The organism is Bacillus sp. FJAT-49736 (assembly GCF_018343615.1).
In the GTDB taxonomy this organism is placed as follows: domain Bacteria; phylum Bacillota; class Bacilli; order Bacillales; family Bacillaceae_C; genus Margalitia.
The window spans coordinates 358,445-377,891 of the sequence record NZ_JAGYPI010000001.1; the positions used below are offsets into that span (position 1 = coordinate 358,445).

22 protein-coding genes are annotated in these 19,447 nt (G+C 35.9%); 14 read left to right on the forward strand and 8 right to left on the reverse strand.

What is annotated here, in order from left to right; translation table 11 throughout:
- Positions 1-28: 28 nt before the first annotated feature.
- Positions 29-889, reverse strand: a complete 861-nt coding sequence (locus KHA87_RS01935) for a DegV family protein (protein ID WP_213092426.1) — start codon at positions 887-889, stop codon at positions 29-31.
- A gap of 120 nt (positions 890-1,009) precedes the next feature.
- On the opposite strand from KHA87_RS01935, the gene KHA87_RS01940 reads away from it, so the two are divergent.
- Positions 1,010-1,870, forward strand: coding sequence for a YitT family protein (locus KHA87_RS01940; protein ID WP_213092427.1), 861 nt, complete (start codon positions 1,010-1,012; stop codon positions 1,868-1,870).
- Between the two features lie 128 nt (positions 1,871-1,998).
- Positions 1,999-2,640, forward strand: coding sequence for a BsuPI-related putative proteinase inhibitor (locus tag KHA87_RS01945; RefSeq protein WP_213092428.1), 642 nt, complete (start codon positions 1,999-2,001; stop codon positions 2,638-2,640).
- A gap of 15 nt (positions 2,641-2,655) precedes the next feature.
- Here KHA87_RS01945 and KHA87_RS01950 read toward each other — a convergent pair whose 3' ends face one another.
- The 3 genes from KHA87_RS01950 to KHA87_RS01960 form a co-directional block, all read right to left on the reverse strand.
- Positions 2,656-2,835, reverse strand: coding sequence for a DUF3813 domain-containing protein (locus KHA87_RS01950; protein WP_213092429.1), 180 nt, complete (start codon positions 2,833-2,835; stop codon positions 2,656-2,658).
- Positions 2,835-2,990 carry a hypothetical protein gene (locus KHA87_RS01955; RefSeq protein ID WP_213092430.1) on the reverse strand — a complete coding sequence of 52 codons (156 nt, stop codon included), beginning with the start codon at positions 2,988-2,990 and terminating at the stop codon, positions 2,835-2,837. Before KHA87_RS01955 ends, KHA87_RS01950 begins: the two co-directional genes overlap by 1 nt.
- Positions 2,991-3,088: 98 nt before the next feature.
- Positions 3,089-3,907, reverse strand: a complete 819-nt coding sequence (locus KHA87_RS01960) for a Cof-type HAD-IIB family hydrolase (protein ID WP_213092431.1) — start codon at positions 3,905-3,907, stop codon at positions 3,089-3,091.
- A gap of 150 nt (positions 3,908-4,057) precedes the next feature.
- Here KHA87_RS01960 and KHA87_RS01965 point away from each other — a divergent pair, with 150 nt between their 5' ends.
- From KHA87_RS01965 to clpB, 4 genes are all read left to right on the forward strand, one after another.
- The gene (locus tag KHA87_RS01965; RefSeq protein ID WP_213094212.1) at positions 4,058-4,825 is read left to right on the forward strand and encodes an alpha/beta fold hydrolase; all 768 of its coding nucleotides are present in this window, start codon (positions 4,058-4,060) and stop codon (positions 4,823-4,825) included.
- A gap of 75 nt (positions 4,826-4,900) precedes the next feature.
- Positions 4,901-5,209 (forward strand): metal-sulfur cluster assembly factor, encoded by a 309-nt coding sequence (locus KHA87_RS01970; RefSeq protein ID WP_213092432.1) that lies wholly within the window; start codon positions 4,901-4,903, stop codon positions 5,207-5,209.
- Positions 5,210-5,289: 80 nt separating this feature from the next.
- Positions 5,290-5,469 carry a YjzC family protein gene (locus tag KHA87_RS01975; protein WP_213092433.1) on the forward strand — a complete coding sequence of 60 codons (180 nt, stop codon included), beginning with the start codon at positions 5,290-5,292 and terminating at the stop codon, positions 5,467-5,469.
- 220 nt (positions 5,470-5,689) lie between these two features.
- A complete protein-coding gene (gene clpB, locus KHA87_RS01980) occupies positions 5,690-8,293 on the forward strand; it encodes an ATP-dependent chaperone ClpB (RefSeq protein WP_349305547.1) in 2,604 nt (867 codons plus the stop codon).
- 23 nt (positions 8,294-8,316) lie between these two features.
- Here clpB and KHA87_RS01985 read toward each other — a convergent pair whose 3' ends face one another.
- Positions 8,317-8,499 (reverse strand): YjzD family protein, encoded by a 183-nt coding sequence (locus KHA87_RS01985; protein ID WP_213092434.1) that lies wholly within the window; start codon positions 8,497-8,499, stop codon positions 8,317-8,319.
- A gap of 268 nt (positions 8,500-8,767) precedes the next feature.
- Here KHA87_RS01985 and KHA87_RS01990 point away from each other — a divergent pair, with 268 nt between their 5' ends.
- From KHA87_RS01990 to KHA87_RS02000, 3 genes are all read left to right on the forward strand, one after another.
- On the forward strand, positions 8,768-9,505 hold the full coding sequence (locus tag KHA87_RS01990) for an alpha/beta fold hydrolase (protein WP_213092435.1): 738 nt from the start codon (positions 8,768-8,770) through the stop codon (positions 9,503-9,505).
- Positions 9,506-9,565: 60 nt separating this feature from the next.
- Positions 9,566-10,360, forward strand: a complete 795-nt coding sequence (locus KHA87_RS01995; protein ID WP_213092436.1) for an NAD(P)-dependent oxidoreductase — start codon at positions 9,566-9,568, stop codon at positions 10,358-10,360.
- Between the two features lie 215 nt (positions 10,361-10,575).
- Positions 10,576-10,767 carry a ComZ family protein gene (locus tag KHA87_RS02000; RefSeq protein WP_213092437.1) on the forward strand — a complete coding sequence of 64 codons (192 nt, stop codon included), beginning with the start codon at positions 10,576-10,578 and terminating at the stop codon, positions 10,765-10,767.
- A gap of 28 nt (positions 10,768-10,795) precedes the next feature.
- On the opposite strand, the gene KHA87_RS02005 is transcribed toward KHA87_RS02000, so the two are convergent.
- Positions 10,796-11,188 carry a hypothetical protein gene (locus KHA87_RS02005; protein ID WP_213092438.1) on the reverse strand — a complete coding sequence of 131 codons (393 nt, stop codon included), beginning with the start codon at positions 11,186-11,188 and terminating at the stop codon, positions 10,796-10,798.
- A gap of 236 nt (positions 11,189-11,424) precedes the next feature.
- Between KHA87_RS02005 and KHA87_RS02010 the strand changes: the two genes are divergently transcribed.
- The 4 genes from KHA87_RS02010 (at position 11,425) to KHA87_RS02025 (ending at position 15,586) form a co-directional block, all read left to right on the forward strand.
- Positions 11,425-12,363, forward strand: coding sequence for a beta-ketoacyl-ACP synthase III (locus KHA87_RS02010; protein ID WP_213092439.1), 939 nt, complete (start codon positions 11,425-11,427; stop codon positions 12,361-12,363).
- Positions 12,364-12,561: 198 nt separating this feature from the next.
- Positions 12,562-13,803 (forward strand): beta-ketoacyl-ACP synthase II, encoded by a 1,242-nt coding sequence (gene fabF, locus KHA87_RS02015; RefSeq protein ID WP_213092440.1) that lies wholly within the window; start codon positions 12,562-12,564, stop codon positions 13,801-13,803.
- Positions 13,804-14,019: 216 nt separating this feature from the next.
- Positions 14,020-14,673, forward strand: a complete 654-nt coding sequence (locus tag KHA87_RS02020; RefSeq protein WP_283249432.1) for a DUF2268 domain-containing putative Zn-dependent protease — start codon at positions 14,020-14,022, stop codon at positions 14,671-14,673.
- A gap of 160 nt (positions 14,674-14,833) precedes the next feature.
- The gene (locus KHA87_RS02025) at positions 14,834-15,586 is read left to right on the forward strand and encodes a YjbA family protein (protein WP_213092441.1); all 753 of its coding nucleotides are present in this window, start codon (positions 14,834-14,836) and stop codon (positions 15,584-15,586) included.
- 499 nt (positions 15,587-16,085) lie between these two features.
- Here the strand turns inward: KHA87_RS02025 and trpS are convergent, their stop codons facing one another.
- Together trpS and KHA87_RS02035 are read right to left on the reverse strand one after the other, a co-directional pair.
- Positions 16,086-17,072, reverse strand: a complete 987-nt coding sequence (trpS, locus tag KHA87_RS02030; protein ID WP_213094215.1) for a tryptophan--tRNA ligase — start codon at positions 17,070-17,072, stop codon at positions 16,086-16,088.
- 43 nt (positions 17,073-17,115) lie between these two features.
- Entirely contained in the window at positions 17,116-17,469 is a 354-nt protein-coding gene (locus tag KHA87_RS02035) for a DUF3899 domain-containing protein (protein WP_213092442.1), read from the reverse strand.
- Between the two features lie 275 nt (positions 17,470-17,744).
- On the opposite strand from KHA87_RS02035, the gene KHA87_RS02040 reads away from it, so the two are divergent.
- Entirely contained in the window at positions 17,745-19,433 is a 1,689-nt protein-coding gene (locus tag KHA87_RS02040) for a peptide ABC transporter substrate-binding protein (protein WP_213092443.1), read from the forward strand.
- Positions 19,434-19,447 lie beyond the last annotated feature (14 nt).

Consider the following 19,447-nt stretch of genomic DNA (forward strand, 5'->3'; position numbering starts at 1 on the left):
AAGATTTACGATAGGAACAATTTATGAATTAAGAAAGCTTATTTAAAAAGAACACAGCTAATGTTCCCGGTCCGGCATGCGATCCGACAGCAGAACCGATAATATTGATATAGAAATCCTTTACTCCAAAACGATCTTCAATCATTTTCTTAAGATTTAAAGCAGCTTCTTCGTCGTCTCCATGACAAATGCCGATGCATTGATTTTGTAAGGTGTCTCCTCTTTCCGCCATTACATCGAGCATACGTTGGATTAATTTTTTCTTACCGCGAATTTTTTCCATTGGTATTAGCTTTCCGTCCTCTACATGGAGAAGGGGTTTAATGTTTAAAAGTCCGCCCAAAAATGCCGATGCTTTTGAGAGTCTACCGCCTTTTGCTAAATAATCTAAATCCTCAACTGTAAATAAATGCTCCATATGCTGACTGTTAAAAATGGCAGCCTGCACAATTTCTTCTTTTGATGCACCTGCTTTAAGCTTTTCCACTGTTTTTTGCACAACTAGTCCGTATCCAATAGAAGCGCATTTGGAATCGATAATTGTAAGATCTAAATTCGGGTATTCCTCTAATACTTGCTTCTTCACCATTTCAGCTGTTTGGTATGTGCCCGATAATTGGGAGGAAAAAGCAATATATATACCTGCATCCCCCGAAATGGCCAGTTCGCTAAAAACTTTTTCGAAAGCTTGGGGTGTAGGCTGTGACGTTTTTGGCATCTTGCCGGCGCGAATTCCGTCAAAAACCTGCTTGGATGGAATGGTAACAATATCTTCAAATTCTTGATCATCTATGTATACTTTAAGAGGTATTAGCGTTACATTATTCTCTTCAAAAAATTCTAAAGGCAAATCACATGCACTATCCGCAAACAACTTTATCGTTGTCATATTATTCACCCGTTTCCATATGTATTTCCTTTTATTCTATCTATTTTCCTTGAAATTCACAATCATTTTAGTATGAACTTCTGCTATTTCGGTTATAGAGAATAATATGAATGAGGGGTGATGTTTTTGAAAAGGGAATTAATCATAGAGCATGGAAAAAAAATTATTGTGGTTCTTGTCGGAGCGTTACTGAATGCATTTGCTATGAATTATTTTTTGAAACCAGCGAATGTGTATGCAAGCGGTTTTACTGGTGCTGCACAGCTTTTGTCTAATATTTTTACACAGTTTACACCTGTACATGTTTCAACTGGTTTATTGTTGTTAGTATTAAACATCCCGGTAGCAATCTTAGGCTGGATGAAGGTAGGAAAATTATTTACGTTGTACAGTTTTATTTCCGTTGTATTGATGTCATTTTTTCTAGAGATTATTCCAGTTCACAAGGCTTCCGGTGATATCCTTTTATATGCTGTATTTGGCGGAGTTCTATCGGCAGTGGGTGTAGGGTTAACGTTAAAGTTTGGAGCATCAACTGGAGGTTTGGATATTATTGCTATGGTACTTTCCCGGATGAAAGATAAGCCGGTCGGAATTTATTATTTTTCCTTGAATGCTGTCATAATCGTTACTGCCGGCTATTTATATGGTTGGGATAAGGCGCTTTATACGCTTGTATCCTTATATGCATCGACAAGAGTAATTGATGCTATTCATACCCGTCATCAAAAGTTAACTGTCATGATTATAACTAAAATGCCGAACGAAATGAAGAAGGCCATTCACGCTAAGCTTGTGCGAGGTATTACCTTGGTTCCTGCAAAGGGTGCATTTTCTAATGAGGATAGGGAAATGTTAATGATTGTCATTACGAGATATGAATTATATGAAATGGAGCATATCATTAAAGAGGTAGATCCTAATGCTTTTACAAATGTTGTCCAAACGGCTGCGGTATACGGTTTTTTCAGGAAGGATTAGTCTCTAAGTCGGTCGAATCTATATAGGAATGGGTGAAAAGCAAAATGAAAAAATGTTTTAGTATACTATTATTAATGATGCTTATTTTTCCTACATTTGCTTTTGCCACGGGGGAGGAGGATGCTTCTGTGATATCTTGGGATGTGAAGCTTAGACCATATGCCGATCATTTAGAAATTAATTTAATTGTTCGTAATACTTCTGATCAACCTATACAGCTGGAATTTCCAACAAGCAAATTTTATGATTTTTCCATAATGGATGATAAAAAAGAGGTATATCGATTTAGTAAAGGAAGATATTTTTTGCAAGCATTTCAATATATAAATCTTGGGAGCGGTGAAGAAAAGAAATGGACTATGAATTGGGACTATAAAAATAAAGGGGAAAGAGTGGCAGCAGGAAATTACACTCTTATCGCAACACTTTTACCATCTAAAATAGATAATATGCAGGGGAAAAATCAGTTGGTTGCCAAACAAGCGTTTACTATTCCTGCCATTCACGATATACAAATTGAAGGCAGTACTGGAAATTATACGATTACCGGAATCGTGGAGCAGCCTCTAAATGAAAGGTTTTACTATACTGTCGATGATGGACATCGACTAATTGTTGCCAAAAGGATAATGCCAATTTCGAAGGATTCCAATTCCTTTGAACTATCCCTTCAGCTTCCTTTGGAAATAATGTCACAAAATGAATCGCTCATTTTTTCTATTTACACAGAAAAAGATGAACCGGCTTTTATTGAACGCCTAAAAAAATAGCTGCCAAACCGGCAGCTATTTCAATTGCTCCAATTCATTTTGAAGCTCTCTTAATTGATTTTGTTCGGCAATAGTGGAATTGGCGAAAGCAGAGGACAGGGCATTCTTGGCCTTATATACTGCTTGTTCATCGTTAGGTGAGCCTTTTGCCCTTTCAACAAAAAACTTAGCTTGTTGAAATAATTTATTCGTCATTATTCTATTCCTCCTAATGAGGAATCCTTCATAAATTCTAGCTGACGTTCTTCTGCTTCAGCATAAGTGGAACGATATGGAAAGCGCTCATCATGTTTGGATACTGCATCTTTTCCTTGCTGAACAAAACGTTTCGATTTGTTTCTTTTACCCAAACGAAACACCGTCCTTTGGCTAGAATGAAACGGATGTAAATCCGTTCTTTCAATAGTATGAACTACTCGGTGCTTTCCAGTCAGGTAAAAAATGAAAATTATCGATGCTTGAGCTTAAAGAATTCCTCTAAAAATACGGAGACACCATCTTCTGTGTTGCTTAAAGTTATATGGTTTGCCATATTTTTTAGTGGATTAATTGCATTCCCCATTGCAACGCCAATTCCTGCGTAATCAATCATTTCAAAATCATTATCTTCATCCCCGAAAGCAATAATGTTCTGTCGAGGAATATTATAATATTTTGCCACTCTTTCAATTCCAGTAGCTTTACTTAAACCATATTTTACAATTTCAATAATATGCCAAGGAGCCCCCCAGCGTCTGTGATCAATTACTTCGGCATGGACATCTGACAAATGCTGACGAATTTTGGGCACATCCTTCTCTTCTGCATGTATAAGGATGGAGGTTGGATTATCTTGTAGGAAGTTTAACAAATTACCAGTTGTGACTTTCGGACTTTCATGGTGGAATATGTCCAGCAACTTTTCATCATGATAGTGAAAATAGACATTATCAAGTACTTCTGCAATTATGTTATGGATATCATATTGATGACATGTATCTACAATATCCTTTGCCACCTCAAGGCTGATTGGCTGATGATGCATACCCCAGTTAGCATTCAACGGATGGTGCACAAACGCACCATTAAAATTTACGATTGGGGAGTTTAAATTTAATTCTTGATAGTATCTTTTACTTGATCTAAATGGTCTACCAGTGGAAATCATGACGATATGACCTTGCTGCCTTAGCTGATGAATCGTGTTTGCCGTTCTTGCGGAAATGTTTTTTTCATCTGTTAATAAGGTTCCATCTAAATCTAATGCAATTAAATATGGTTGCGCCATTTCATTTCTCCTTTGCTGAATCTAATTCGTGGGAAAAGACAAGTAAATTTGCTACACTGTCAGTATGAAAGCATAAGCATAGATGTGGTAGTTTCAATATACTAAATAATATTAATAATTTGAAGGAATATGTGTCAGGAGGACATAATGGTGATTCAAATACATAAAGAGATGCTAAATGATATTCCTGTTCTGCATGTTGTTAAGGAACATCTGGAAAGGGAAAAAACACCACTTATCCTTTTTATTCATGGATTTGAGTCAGCAAAGGAGCATAATCTTCATTATGCATATCTTTTAGCGGATAAAGGCTTTCGGGTAGTATTACCGGAAATTATGAATCATGGAGAAAGAGAAGCAGAAGTATCAAAAATGGAAATGATGTTCCAATTTTGGGAGATGATTATACATACTATTGATGAAATAGAGCAAGTAAAAAACTATTATGTAGAATGTGGTTTGGTTGATGTGGAAAGAATTGGAGTAGCGGGTACATCCATGGGTGGGATCATTACATGCGGAGCATTAACAAGATTTGAATGGATCAAAGCAGCTGTTGTATTAATGGGGAGTCCAAATTATGAGGAATTTGCACTTAGCCAGATTGAGCAATTAAAAAATAATGGTGTACAAATACCACTTTCAAATGAAGAGCTGCAAAAACAAATTTCTGCCTTGTATGAATATGATTTAAGTAAACAACCACAAATATTAAATATGCGTCCGATATTATTTTGGCACGGTGTAAAAGATAGCATGGTTCCATACCAGCCAACATATGATTTTTATAATAGAGTGAAAACGTTCTACCAGCAAGCGCCAGAACGTTTAGATTTTATAACGGATAGGAAAGCAGGTCATAAGGTTTCCCGAAAAGGGCTTCTTCAAGCAGTTATGTGGTTTGAAAGATGGCTGTAATGTGGTTTATTTCTTTTTTAGAGAAGTATTTGATATGATAAAATTAACTAAATAGAAGAAGGAGTTGTATGATAAATGGATGAGGAACTTAGAGAAAGTATTCTAGGTGCTTTAGAGCAAGTAATCGATCCGGAATTAGGAATTGATATTGTGAACCTTGGATTAGTTTACGATGTAGATATAGATGATGCAGGAAAAGTAACAGTCACCATGACATTAACGGCAATGGGATGTCCGTTAGCCGGAGTTATTGTAGATCAAGTTCAGACAGCATTGCGCGATCTGCCAGAGGTGAAGGAAACAGAGGTCAATATTGTATGGAATCCTCCATGGTCGAAGGATCGTCTATCCCGCTATGCAAAAATTGCTTTGGGGATAAGCTAAATTGGAAAAATGATACGCTTATGTTCTTCCTGTAATAACGCAAAATAGTATGGACGCTAACTCGAACAGGAGGAATAACAATGGGACAAAGTCGCAGGTTTCATTCCGGAGATAAAGCTCCAAATAATGGTGTGTATGTAGAAGTTGGAGAAAATGGAAGTAATGTGATCAACCCCAAAAGTATTAAGTTAAAAGCGGGGGATCATTTCCCTGAAACCTCTAATGATGAGCGTCACTGGACATATAAGCGTAAGCCTTAAGCCATCCTGACAAGGGTGGCTTTTTATATTACATTTTGTTGAATTGCCTGAAATAATGGAAGAAGTGCCTGAAATAAAATGAATAAAATTATTTTTGATGCCCCTTCCCCATGTTTTTTAAAATCGTAAAAACCGCTATATTCCTTCTTCTTCTTCTTTGCGCTTTGGTAATATATAGCATAAAATAATCTTAATATTATTCACACTTGGGGTGATAGAAGTGGATATTAATAAAATGACCTTTTCTGTCCAAGAAGGATTGGCTGAGGCACAGCAAATAACAAACGAGTGGCAGCATCCGGAGGTCGATATTCCTCAGTTATGGAAAGTACTAATGGATAAGCCTGATAGCCTTATGAGCAGCATTTATGAAAGAGCTGGCATCCAAAAGAAAGATTTGGAACAGCACCTCAATGAAATTTTAAAAAAGAAACCTCAGGTGTCAGGCACCAACTCCGGAGGTCAATATTTATCGGCTAATTTGCAGAAGCTTTTTTTTGATGCGGAAAAAGAGGCAAAACGACTAGAAGATGAATACCTCTCCGTAGAGCATTTGATTCTGGCTTTGACAAATCAAAAGCACAATGAGATATCTAGTTTTTTACTAAATAAAAACATAACAAAAGATATATTATTAAGGGAAATCATGCTAATAAGGGGGAATCAAAAGGTGACATCACAAAATCCGGAAGCAACATATGAAACATTAAAAAAATATGGAAGGGATTTAGTGGCGGCAGTTAAGGAAGGCAAAATCGATCCGGTTATTGGAAGGGATAGTGAAATTCGGAATGTGATTCGAATTTTATCTAGAAAGACAAAAAATAACCCCGTTCTTATCGGAGAACCAGGTGTAGGAAAAACCGCCATTGTGGAAGGGTTAGCGCAGCGAATCGTTCGAAAGGATGTGCCCGAAGGATTAAAGGATAAAACAATTTTTGCTTTAGATATGGGATCCCTTATTGCCGGTGCAAAATTTCGCGGAGAATTTGAAGAACGACTGAAAGCAGTTCTTCAGGAAATTAAGAAAAGTGAAGGTCAGATTCTTCTATTTATTGATGAAATACATACCATTGTTGGTGCCGGAAAAACGGAAGGGGCAATGGATGCGGGCAATATGTTGAAGCCAATGCTAGCAAGAGGAGAACTACATTGTATCGGTGCAACTACCCTTGATGAATACCGTAAATATATCGAAAAGGACCCTGCGCTGGAACGGAGATTCCAACAGGTTCTTGTACAAGAACCAACGGTTGAAGATACCGTTTCTATTTTACGAGGATTAAAGGAACGATTTGAAATCCATCATGGTGTAAATATTCATGACAGAGCATTAGTAGCTGCGGCTACCTTGTCTAACCGTTATATTACGGAACGGTTCTTGCCAGATAAAGCAATTGACCTGGTAGATGAGGCTTGCGCAACGATTCGGGTAGAAATTGACTCCATGCCGAGTGAATTGGACGAGGTTACAAGACGCGTCATGCAGCTGGAAATTGAAGAAGCCGCACTGAAGAAAGAAATGGATGATGCTAGTAAGGAACGTTTGGAAATATTGCAAAAGGAACTGGCGGATTATAAGGAAAAGTCTAATACGATGAAGGCTAAATGGCAGGCTGAAAAAAATGAATTACAAGTAATTCAAGAAAAGCGGGAACACCTGGAGAAATTGCGAAGGCAGCTAGAAGAGGCAGAAAATGAATATGATTTGAATAAAGCAGCGGAATTGCGCCATGGAAAAATCCCCGAACTAGAGAAAGAACTAAAAGATTTAGAAGGCACACTTGCGGAGCATAAAGGCGAAAATAAGCTAATCCGCGAGGAAGTGACAGAGGATGAGATTGCTGATATTGTTTCGCGCTGGACAGGCATTCCTGTTTCTAAATTAGTCGAAGGGGAAAGAGAGAAGCTGTTAAAGCTGGAAAGCATTTTACATGAGCGGGTAATTGGACAGGACGAGGCGGTTCGTGCTGTCAGTGATGCCGTTTTAAGGGCGAGAGCCGGGATTAAAGATCCGAATCGTCCCATTGGTTCCTTTATTTTCTTAGGTCCTACTGGAGTAGGGAAAACCGAGCTTGCAAAGTCATTAGCACAGGTGTTGTTTGATAGCGAAGAACAAATGATCCGAATAGATATGTCTGAATATATGGAGAAGCATGCAGTATCAAGGCTAATTGGAGCACCTCCAGGGTATGTTGGATATGAAGAAGGCGGACAATTAACCGAGGCTGTTAGAAGGAAGCCATATTCTGTCGTATTACTGGATGAAATAGAAAAGGCTCACCCAGAAGTTTTTAATATATTATTACAGGCGCTTGATGACGGGCGAATTACTGATTCACAAGGCAGAACAGTAGATTTTAAAAATACCGTTATTATTATGACATCTAATATCGGCTCTTCTTTCTTGTTAGAAAGGGAAAACATGGAGACTGATATCGATGAGTCTACTAAGAAAAAAGTATTAAAACAGCTAAGAACATCTTTTCGTCCAGAATTTCTAAATAGAATAGATGATATTATTCTCTTTAAACCGTTATCAATGGCAGATATAAAGGGAATAGTGACAAAATTAATAGTGGACCTTCAAAAGAGGCTAAATGAACAATATATCAACTTAGAAATGACAGATGATGCAAAAGGCTGGATTGCGTCCTCAGCTTATGACCCTATATATGGGGCACGACCGCTAAAACGCTTCATTCAACATCATATTGAAACAAAATTAGCCAGAGAAATAATTGCTGGAAACATTCATCCTTATAACACAGTTAGCATCGGGTTGGAAAACGATCAAATAACAGTTACAACCACAAAAAAATAACCTCGCTATTTGCGAGGTTATTTTTATTCTTCCGTAGCAGGAGAATTTGGAATAATAGCGGAAACGACCAAAATCAAAATCGTTACGACTACACTAATTATTGAAATATCTTTTAATGAATAGTTAGTATCTGTCATGGCACTTCCAACGTAACCTAACATATGGACAAGCAGGAACGTCCAGAATAAAGTCCAGAAGTATTTCATTATATACACCCCAAATCTGCAAATATTATGTATTTAATTAGTTATTTATATATCCGGTTACATCTTATCATAGCTTAATCCATTTAGAAAGTGAAAATTCTAGGAAGTTTTTATTAACCTCACTTATAACGCCCAATTAAAGAAAATATAGGCTTTTCTCCTTACATTTTTTTGGCGCAAGAATACATTGTATTGAAATAAGACAAATGCCCTTTAAGAAAGAGGCGAGGCATATTTATCCGTATTTATCTAATAAGGAGAAGTCTTTATGATGAACGAATTATTTCAATTTGAACAACAGTGGTGTATGATCCATTATCCGGAGAAGCCAAATGGCTTTGCTATTTTTATTCTTGGTGATGAACAGCATTTTGTGAATGAAGAAACAAGCTTTTGGATGGAGAACAAGGGTAGGGAATTGATGATAAGCGACTTTACAAAAGAAGGATATCTAGTTTATTATTCTAATTTATTTGGGCGGAATTGGGGTAATGATGCTGCGGTAAAGCATGCATATCGCTTATATCAATTTATAATACGCCAAGAAATATTAAATAATAAGATCCATGTGCTTGCGGAAGGAATGGGAGCATTAGTATCCGTCAAATTAATGCCTTTATTAAAAGAGAATATCCGCTCGCTCATATTAATCTCGCCTTGTTTATCATTGGAGGCACATATTAATCAGGAAAAAAGTAGAAAATTCTTTTTCAAGAAATTACTCAAAGAAATACAAACTGCATTCGATCAGCAGGATGATGCTTGGTTAGATGAGATAAAAAAAGATAATATTTCCGAATGGAAAGAACTGAATAAAGGCTTATGTATATTTCAACGAATTGATAATAACAGCTATAAAAGTCAGACAGAAATATTAAAAGATATACTGGAGTATCGACAGGATAAGAATTATCCTACAAAATTCCACTATGTATATTCTGACAATCAAAGGAACATGACATTAAAATTAATAACTTTTTTAAAGGATCAGGAAATTGAATTGTAAATATTCATTAATAAGTTCTGGGAGCATACCATACAATTAATGGGGGAAAGGGGGAAAACGATGGAATATGCGATTGTTTATGGTGCAAAACAATTTATAGGCTTTGAGTTATGTAAGGAACTATTAAATTGTGGATGCACGGTTGTTGCTATTGAACATGATAATTATTTGGAAAGCTATGATGCCGAAAAGTGGCTGGAAATAGGAAGAAACGCTAATTTATTATCATTACCTATGAACGAATTAGGGGATGAGATAGACTCTGAAAAAGTTTGTTTTATCCCTTTCATCGATTTTTTGGATCATCCTTCCGAGGATGAAATAAACAATTTTCTTTTGAAGGCGACAGAACTTTTTTCTTTAGAAAAAATAAGTGAACATATCATCATTTATCCGAGCCGTTATTATTATTCCCATTCAGATCAGGCTAGACGAAGGTTTCACGATATATTGCAAATGCACAATAAAAATATAAAAAAAATGGTGGAATTTTATGTGCCTACATTATACGGCCCATGGCAGCCTAATAGCTATTTGTTTCAGCAATTAATTGAAAACAAGCAAACAAAGAAATATGCAGACGACGAAAATGATGCGATTTTTGCGGAAGACGCTGTTAAAACAATCATTTCGGAAACAAAAAAGTCCGTCAATGGACAAAAAATCCTGTTAAAAAACTCAAAGGAGAATAGTTGGAGAAATTGTATTCAATTTTTGAATGAATCGGTTCCTATATCCAATGTGAAGAATGAGATAGACGATCCTGATATTCAAATTAGGACAGTTCAAGAAACCTATTCCTATCAGGAAGGATTAACAATGCAAATAGAGTGCTATAAACGTTCCAAACAATAACCCTTCCCAAGCTGTCTTTTGAAAGGTAGAATATAGTAGGTATCAACATTATCCGCTATCCTCATAAAAAGCTTTAACCTATTGTTCGTTTATAGGATAGGTTACTCCCGCATTATCAAGTATTCATTTTGTTAGTTATTATGAGGATGTTAACAAAAGTAATACTGTAAGTAAACAGGACGTTTCAAAAAGGTTTCCAGGAGGTAATGTAAAAAATGAATCAAGATAAATCGATGGAATTTATGCAAATTGCGATGAAATATTTACCAGATGTTAAAGCAAAGTTAGATGAAGCGGGAATTGAATTATCCTTTGAAATGCTTACTCCGTTTATGGAATTATTCACTAATGTTATGAATGAGGCATATGAATTAGGCAAAAAGGATGCATTAATGGAATCAAAGTAGAAAAAATCAGCAGAAATGCTGATTTTTTCTATTTTGATTCCTCTTTATCTTTTTGAATAAAACGTTCAATCAACGGAGAGACTTTTTGAAACATTGGCTTTAATTCATTTAAAGAAATGATTAATTGATCAACATGCTTCATTAATTCATCTAAATTGACATTACTTAAATGTTTATTATTTAGGAGACCATCTAACCATCCATCGGTCGATGGTGTTTCATTTTGTCCGGTCGGGTTTTGAGTTCGTCTATTATTTCTCATAGGACGATTTTGATGTCTAGTTCCAAAAAACATTGTATCAAATGGATGCACTGGACGATTATTAGCCTCTTGATTTTGATCCTGTTGAGGCTGTTGTCCTAGCTGTTCCTGTGTCTGCTCTACTTTTTCTCCGTTTAGATCCAGTTCTTCTTCACTCATTAATAGAACACCTCCTTGTCATGATACGATATGCATCTTTGGGATGCAGAGAATAGACGATTATCATGAAATTTTGGGTAAAATCTATTTGAGTGACAAAAATAGGGTCTCCTGTTATAATTAGTAGCAGGTCATAATAATTGATACTTAGTTTTTGAATGTTTTTCTGAAATGCAATAATAATATAATTTTATTTAATCTTGCTAATTTATTTCTTGGAAAGAAGGGAAGGCAGCATGAATGCTGGAATTATTGGGATTGGTAAATATAATCCAGAAAAGGTAATAACAAATTTTGATTTAGAAAAAATGATGGATACTTCAGATGAATGGATTCGTACACGAACAGGAATTGAAGAGCGCAGGATTGCTCCAGATGACATCAATACCTCTGATATGGCATATGAAGCGGCGAAAAAGGCATTGAATAATGCTGGACTGACTGCTGAGGATATTGATTTAATATTAGTTGCAACTGTTACGCCGGATATGCCGTTCCCATCTGTTGCATGTCTTCTCCAAGACCGTCTTGGCGCAACAAATGCTGCGGCAATGGATATAAGTGCAGCATGCTCTGGTTTTATGTATGGGGTTGTGACTGCAAAGCAATTTATTGAAACGAATACTTATAAATATGTATTAGTTATTGGTGTAGAAAAGCTTTCAAAAATTACAAACTGGGAAGATCGAAACACTGCGGTTCTATTTGGAGATGGAGCTGGTGCAGCTGTAATAGGTCCTGTTTCAGAAGGAAGAGGAATACTTTCATTTGATCTGGGTGCAGCAGGTGTTGGTGCAAAGCACCTATTTGAAGACGAACATGGGCATATTAACATGAATGGCCGTGAAGTATTTAAATTTGCTGTCCGTCAAATGGGAGAATCTAGTATTAAAGTGATTGAAAAGGCTGGATTAAAGAAGGAGGATGTTGATTTCCTCATTCCGCATCAAGCTAACATTAGAATCATGGAAGCATCGAGACAGCGGCTTGATCTTCCTATTGAAAAAATGTCTAAAACAGTAAATAAATATGGAAACACATCTTCAGCATCTATACCTATTTCTCTTGTAGAGGACGTTGAGGCCGGTAGAATAAAAGATGGTGATGTTGTAGTTCTTGTTGGTTTTGGTGGAGGCCTTACTTGGGGCTCGATTGCTATTAGATGGGGAAAATAATAAGAAGATTAAAATAGGATTTTACAAAGGCTCTTATTTAAAATCTTTGTTGCTTTTACCGTAAAAATTTTATAGGGATATCCTTTTTTAGAAAAGATGCTATAATCTAAGCGGGTATAAAAAGCAACAAAAGGTATGAAATCAGCCTTTACGAAAAATAAAACAATCTTCTAGGTTTTTAAAAGGAGATGGATTAAAATGACGAATCGTCGTGTAGTTGTTACAGGATTAGGTGCTGTTACACCTGTAGGAAATGATGTAGAAACAGCTTGGGCAAATATTCTTGCTGGAAAATCAGGAGTTGGACCTTTAACAAGAGTAAATCCAGATGATTATCCGGCAAAGGTTGCAGCAGAAGTTAAGGATTTTGACATCGAAAAATATATTGAGAAAAAAGAAGCTAGAAAAATGGACCGCTTTACCCACTACGCACTTGCAGCATCTATGATGGCTGTAAAAGATGCGGATCTAACGATTAATGACGATAATGCTTCACGTGTTGGAGTATGGATTGGATCTGGTATTGGTGGAATGGAAACATTCGAACAGCAATTTGAGAATTTCCAAAAAAGAGGCTATCGCCGTGTAAGCCCATTTTTCGTGCCAATGATGATTCCAGATATGGCTGCTGGACAAGTATCCATCTTTCTTGGTGCAAAAGGAATCAATACTTGTACGGTAACTGCATGTGCAACTGGTACAAATTCTATTGGTGATGCATTCAAGGTAATAGAACGCGGAGATGCAGATGTAATGATTACTGGAGGTGCCGAAGCACCTATTACAAGAATGGCTGTGGCTGGATTCTGTGCAAATACTGCGCTTTCCAATAATCCGGATCCAAAAACTGCGAGCCGTCCTTTTGATCTAAATCGTGATGGATTTGTTATTGGAGAAGGAGCAGGTATTATCATCTTGGAAGAATTGGAACATGCTTTAGCTCGTGGTGCGAAAATTTATGCCGAAATAGTTGGATATGGTGCAACAGGTGATGCGCATCATATTACAGCACCTGCACCTGGTGGTGAAGGCGGAGTACGTGCTATGAAAATGGCTATCCAGGATGCAGAAATAAAGCCAGAAGAAATTGACTATATTAATGCTCATGGTACAAGTACCGATTACAACGATAAGTTCGAAACAATGGCCGTAAAAACAGTTTTTGGTGATCATGCCTATAAATTGGCAATTAGTTCTACAAAATCTATGACAGGTCATTTATTGGGAGCCGCAGGCGGTGTGGAGGCTATTTTCTCCATTTTAGCTATTAAAGATGGAATTCTTCCTCCTACTATCAATATTGAAACACCGGACCCGGAATGTGATTTGGATTATGTACCGGATGAAGCAAGAAAGCAAGATGTTTCATATGCAATGAGCAATTCACTTGGTTTCGGTGGACACAACGCAACCATTATATTTAAAAAATACGAAAAATAATAGTGACTCAAGTTAAAAGAGATAGGTTCTGCCTATCTCTTTTTTTGTGCTTAAACATATACTGTAGAGGATAAGTGAGGTGTTTCCAATGGGGTAATAAGAACGGATAAATGGTTGGATGATTCCTTTTATGACCCGGAAGAGCTATGTAGCAAATCACGAGGTGTCTCCTCCGGTAAGGGGAATGGCTTTTACAAATATTTGAAAAACTTTGGTATGTACCAGCCTTCGTTTGTTAATAAGAATATTTTTGAAGAGCTAAAAAAGGCTCTATATTGGCAAAAGGTGGAGAAATTGTATCAAAAATATAAGAAGTTATGGAATGGGCCGGAGGTAAATATTTATATATTTCCAATAAACGGTGCTAATCGTTCGTTAATGCGCGAAACACATGGAAAATCAGGTTTAACATTTGAAAAAAATCTCTATTTATTTCTTTCTCCACTGCAAGATCAGAAGGAGTTAGAAGCTCTTTTTATTCATGAATATCATCATGCTACAAGAATGCATAACCTTAGTAAACAGCCTTTAGACTATACATTATTGGATTCATTAATTCTCGAAGGATTAGCAGAGCATGCGGTGGAAGAGTATTGTGGGGAGAAATATCTTGCTGAATGGACGAGAGGCTATTCAGATAAGCAGCTGAAGCGCTTTTGGCATAGCGATTTTAAAGAGCGCTTAAGTATTGACAGAAGAAATTGGATGCATGATGATCTTCTATTTGGCAGAAAGTTTGTTCCAAGAATGATGGGATATGCCATAGGGTATAAAATTATATCAGAGTATAAAAAACATCACCCATTTACCATTCAAAAAACATTATCTGAATCATCGAAGTCACTTCTAATTGATAATTTTCTTGAATAACTAGACGAACACAGTGCTTACTGTGTTTTTTTTCTAAATTAAAAGTAGTTACATTCAAAAAGTTTTGGGAGGGGGATGTAATAATTCCTATGAAGGAATAATTTAACTAATGGCTGCCTATACTGTTTGATAAATAGTTGAGAAGCAAGGGGGTAAAAAAATGCTATATCTTCATGATGTATGGGTAAATTGGTTTGAGGGGGAGGAGAATGGGTATAATGTTTGCCACTTTCATGAATGGCGTAGGGATGATGTAATTGAATTACTGGATCAAGTCCCATTACTCTTGGTAGAGTCTGTATTATTTGACTACATAGAAAATGATTTGGGAGAGCTCCCACAAGGTCTTCTTAATGATATTTACCAGAAAGCATATTTACGAAAAAATCATGAACGAATTCAAGTTGATTATTGTTTTGTTGTAACAGATGGGATTGGTATATTAGCGGTAGATACTATCGGATACCAAATCCCAATTCGAAAAAGTAGATTAATTCCTAGGCAAGAACAGCTAGTATATGACATGATTCAGGATCATGAACCGATATCTTATAAGTTTGAAATAAAAGAAAGTGAAAAAGGATATCATATTTTATCTCCTGAGCCATATTTGATGAATGGGCTAACGAGAAAAGAACGGCAATTAAAGCAGTTGCTATTTATGGCATTAGATCAGCTCTATTCTTCGAAAAACACTGCGGAAATACGTTATTGGTACACTGAGTGGGCACCGGAATGCTATAAAGAAATTCAAGAAATGAAATTTGATATGATATGGGAAAGGCTCTTTTCAGAAGTAAAGGTAGGGTGGACGGAAAAGCATGCAACCCTTTGTGAGAATCTTATAAAGGGACAACCCTTCTTTGAAAAGCTTTGGGAAATGGAGAACGGATCCAAAAGTGAATTATTATAAAGGGCTCTTTTCATCAAATATGTCATTTGTTAAACGAAAATTTTATGATACCCTAAATAAGTAAAGAATCAATAATCCTTTTCAGAAAAGCTGCTCCGAAATTAAACTTACGATGGATTTATAATAATTTACGAAAAGCAACATTTTATAGGAAAGCGTGATAGAAAAAAAGAACTGGAAAAAATATCCCAGTTCTTTTTTTGTCTAGTGCAATCGTCTATCGGCTAGAAGATTTCTACGTCTCCTTCCTACGATAAGACAACATCAGTTGAAAATACACTACTATTTTCACTTGGTAAAAATACACTACTATTTTCACTTGGTAAAAATACACTGCTATTTTCACTTGGTAAAAATACACTGCTATTTTCAATAGCTCTTGAGCGGCCTCACTGTGTTTCCTGTGTTTCCTTTATCTCAGTCGAAGACTAAGAAGTAGAAATTTAAAGGGCTAATTTCACTCATCTGTACGCCAATGAGCAAGTCGCTTCCGCTATTCTTATTTACGCCCCAATCCCATAGCATTTTCCATTTTTTTAAGCATTTTATTTGCTGTGGCATTAGCTTTTTCTGCCCCCAAATCCAAAATATCATCCAATTCCTGAGAATCAACAAGGGAATAATATTTTTCCTGAATAGGTGCAAGAGCTTGAATTACAACATTAGCTAAATCTGATTTGAAATCTCCATATCCTTTACCGGCATATTTTTCCTCAATCTCGTTAATCGAAAGTCCTCCAAGAATAGAGTAAATAGATAGTAGATTTGAAATACCTGGTTTATTTTCCTTGTCATATCTTACGATCCCATCTGAATCAGTAACAGAGCTTTTAATCTTCTTTTCAATCGTTTTGGCATCATCAAGAATGGAGATAAATGCCTTAGAATTTGGATCTGACTTGCTCATTTTCTTCATAGGATCCTGCAACGACATGATTCTGGCACCAACCTTTGGAATGCTTACCTCAGGCATTGTGAATATGTCATTATACTTTTTATTAAATCTATCTGCTAAATCCCTTGTTAACTCCAAATGTTGCTTCTGATCTTCTCCTACTGGTACTAAATCTGCTCCATATAGTAAAATATCTGCTGCCATTAATGGAGGATAGGTTAGCAATCCTGCAGAAACAGCATCCTTACCGGAAGATTTCTCCTTAAATTGTGTCATTCTCTCTAGTTCCCCAATGTAAGCAACACATTGGAGCATCCAACCGGCCTGAGCATGGGCAGGAACCTCTGATTGGATAAAAAGGGTAGCTTTATTAGGATCAATTCCAACAGCTAAATACAAAGCTGCAAGACTTCTTATATTTTTTCTCAATTGCAAGCGGTCTTGAGGGACAGTTATAGCGTGCTCATCTACAATACAGAAATAGCAATTATATTCGTCCTGTAATTCAACAAATTGTTTTAACGCTCCGATATAATTGCCGAGAGTAATAGTTCCACTCGGCTGAATACCCGAAAATATTGTTTTCATTATCTTCTTTCCTCCAAATTAATAAATTATTGTTGTAAAAAAGTTCTTAAACATAATAGTAAAATAATAAAGCTATAGCCATGATGATCAGCATGATTAGAGCATTAACGAGCATTGGAATATAGTTAAAAGTAATTAGCTCGGACATCGGCCTCATCTCATCTAGTTCTTCCTTTTTTAATTTGTTTCTATTAAAAACACGTCGGAAACCTTCAGTCGTCACATCAAAAAAACCGGTATTAAGTAGATAGACTGAAATGGATATAAATAACAGGATTCCCCCTATAATGAAGGAAATATTTATATATTGTAGTAATCCAACAGTATGGTATTTAATAAATGATAACAGAAACACTAATATTTGCGAGGGGAAGAACCACCATATTATTTTTTTAATCAAATAAATCACCTCTATAAAAAGAATAAATAGTATGAAACAAATAATCAACTAGAGAGGTGAAAAGATTATAGACTGATTATTTTAATTATATTAGAATAATTTAAAAAATTAAATAATGGATATATTTCTATATATAATGGGCAAAATAAGGGTTGAAATATTTTGAATTTTATTTTTTTATGATAATTAAATAAAAAAATATGTACAAATTTAAAAAAAAATATATAATAGACAATGTAGAAAGTTTTCAGAAAATAGAAAAAGGGAGGTCCACCATGAGAAAGTCAAAAGGTAAATTAGGATTACTTCTTGCTTTATCATTAGTTCTAAGTATGATTCTTGGAGCTTGTGGAGGCAAGAGTAATAATAACGGTAATGCAAGCAGTTCATCATCAAAGGGGAATGGTAAGCAAGTTCTAAACATTATGGAAACTGCCGAAATTCCAACAATGAATACTTATATGGCACAAGATGCTGCATCATATAATGTGATGAACCAGGTATTCGAAGGACTAATGAGATTAGATCAAGATAACAATCCTACACTAGGTATGGCTGCAGAAGAACCAAAAACTAATGCAGATCAGACAGTATGGACATTTAAACTTCGTGATGCAAAATGGTCAAACGGAGATGCTGTAACAGCTAACGACTTCGTTTATTCTTGGAGACAAGCTATCGACCCTAAAAATGCTTCTCCATATGGAGCATTTATGATGGGTGGCGTTATCAAAAACGCTGCACAGATTGCTGCTAAAAAGATGAAACCAGATCAATTAGGAGTTAAAGCGATTGATGATAAAACTTTAGAGGTAACTTTAGAGCATCCAATCAACTACTTTAAGTCATTAATGACATTCCCATTATTCTACCCATTGGATCAAAAATATGTTGAATCTAAAGGGAAAGATTATGCGTCAAACAGCGATAACATGGTATACAATGGTCCGTTTGTTTTAACAAAATGGAACGGAACTGGTGAATCATGGACATATGAAAAGAATCCAAATTATTGGGACAAAGATTCTGTAAAACTTTCTGAAATTAATGTTAACGTTGTAAAAGATCCAGGTACAGTTGTTAACCTTTATGATACTAACAAGCTTGACTGGGGTATTTTGAGTGGTGAGTATGCAGCTCAATATAAAAACAATCCAGACTACAAGACTTTACCAGAACCAACAGTATTCTATTTGAAATTTAACCAAGAACGCTTAAAGCAAAAAACAGTTTTAGCGAATGCAAATATTCGTAAAGCAATTGCAAAAGCATTTGATAAAGAAGCAATGGCTACTACAATCCTTGCTAACGGATCTATTGCATCATACGGATTATATCCAAAAGATTTCTTGAAAGATCCATCAAATGGGGAAGATGTTCGTAAAGAAAACGGAGATTTCCTAAAATATGATCCAAAAGAAGCAAAAAATCTATGGACTCAAGGCTTAAAAGAAATTGGAAAGTCTAATGTAACATTAGAATTATTAAGTGGTGACACTGAACTTTCTAAGAAAATGGACGAGTATTTGAAAGGTCAATTAGAACAAAATCTTCCTGGCCTTACAATTAAATTGAAAGAACCACCATTTAAAGTACGCTTGCAACTTGATAACCAACAAGATTATGATATCCAGTTTGCTGGTTGGGGTCCTGACTATCAAGATATGTACACATTCTCTAGCTTATTCGTAACTGGCGGAGACCAAAACAAAATGAGTTATTCCAATTCAGAATATGATAAGTTAGTAAATGAAGCATATACAAAACTTGGTAAAGGAGTTACTCCTGAACAATATACTAAGATGCAATTAGATGCAGAAAAAATTCTTCTTGATAAAGATGCAGCGATTGCTCCTGTATACCAAAGAGCACTTGCAGTTTTACAAAAACCATATGTAAAAGGTATTGTGAAACATCCATTCGGTCCTGATTACAGCTACAAATGGGCATCTATTGAAAAATAAATGTAACTTATCAA

What these genes read in the sequence shown, in the direction of transcription:
- KHA87_RS02020 (WP_283249432.1), top strand. Translation starts at nt 14,020, where the DNA reads ATGTACCAGCCTTCGTTTGTTAATAAGAATATTTTTGAAGAGCTAAAA.
- KHA87_RS01950 (WP_213092429.1), bottom strand. Translation starts at nt 2,835, where the DNA reads ATGACGAATAAATTATTTCAACAAGCTAAGTTTTTTGTTGAAAGGGCA.
- KHA87_RS01935 (WP_213092426.1), bottom strand. Translation starts at nt 889, where the DNA reads ATGACAACGATAAAGTTGTTTGCGGATAGTGCATGTGATTTGCCTTTA.
- KHA87_RS01960 (WP_213092431.1), bottom strand. Translation starts at nt 3,907, where the DNA reads ATGGCGCAACCATATTTAATTGCATTAGATTTAGATGGAACCTTATTA.
- KHA87_RS02025 (WP_213092441.1), top strand. Translation starts at nt 14,834, where the DNA reads ATGCTATATCTTCATGATGTATGGGTAAATTGGTTTGAGGGGGAGGAG.
- KHA87_RS02010 (WP_213092439.1), top strand. Translation starts at nt 11,425, where the DNA reads ATGAATGCTGGAATTATTGGGATTGGTAAATATAATCCAGAAAAGGTA.
- KHA87_RS02040 (WP_213092443.1), top strand. Translation starts at nt 17,745, where the DNA reads ATGAGAAAGTCAAAAGGTAAATTAGGATTACTTCTTGCTTTATCATTA.
- KHA87_RS02000 (WP_213092437.1), top strand. Translation starts at nt 10,576, where the DNA reads ATGAATCAAGATAAATCGATGGAATTTATGCAAATTGCGATGAAATAT.
- KHA87_RS02005 (WP_213092438.1), bottom strand. Translation starts at nt 11,188, where the DNA reads ATGAGTGAAGAAGAACTGGATCTAAACGGAGAAAAAGTAGAGCAGACA.
- KHA87_RS01975 (WP_213092433.1), top strand. Translation starts at nt 5,290, where the DNA reads ATGGGACAAAGTCGCAGGTTTCATTCCGGAGATAAAGCTCCAAATAAT.
- KHA87_RS01995 (WP_213092436.1), top strand. Translation starts at nt 9,566, where the DNA reads ATGGAATATGCGATTGTTTATGGTGCAAAACAATTTATAGGCTTTGAG.
- KHA87_RS01990 (WP_213092435.1), top strand. Translation starts at nt 8,768, where the DNA reads ATGATGAACGAATTATTTCAATTTGAACAACAGTGGTGTATGATCCAT.
- KHA87_RS01940 (WP_213092427.1), top strand. Translation starts at nt 1,010, where the DNA reads ATGTTTTTGAAAAGGGAATTAATCATAGAGCATGGAAAAAAAATTATT.
- KHA87_RS01985 (WP_213092434.1), bottom strand. Translation starts at nt 8,499, where the DNA reads ATGAAATACTTCTGGACTTTATTCTGGACGTTCCTGCTTGTCCATATG.
- KHA87_RS01970 (WP_213092432.1), top strand. Translation starts at nt 4,901, where the DNA reads ATGGATGAGGAACTTAGAGAAAGTATTCTAGGTGCTTTAGAGCAAGTA.
- fabF (WP_213092440.1), top strand. Translation starts at nt 12,562, where the DNA reads ATGACGAATCGTCGTGTAGTTGTTACAGGATTAGGTGCTGTTACACCT.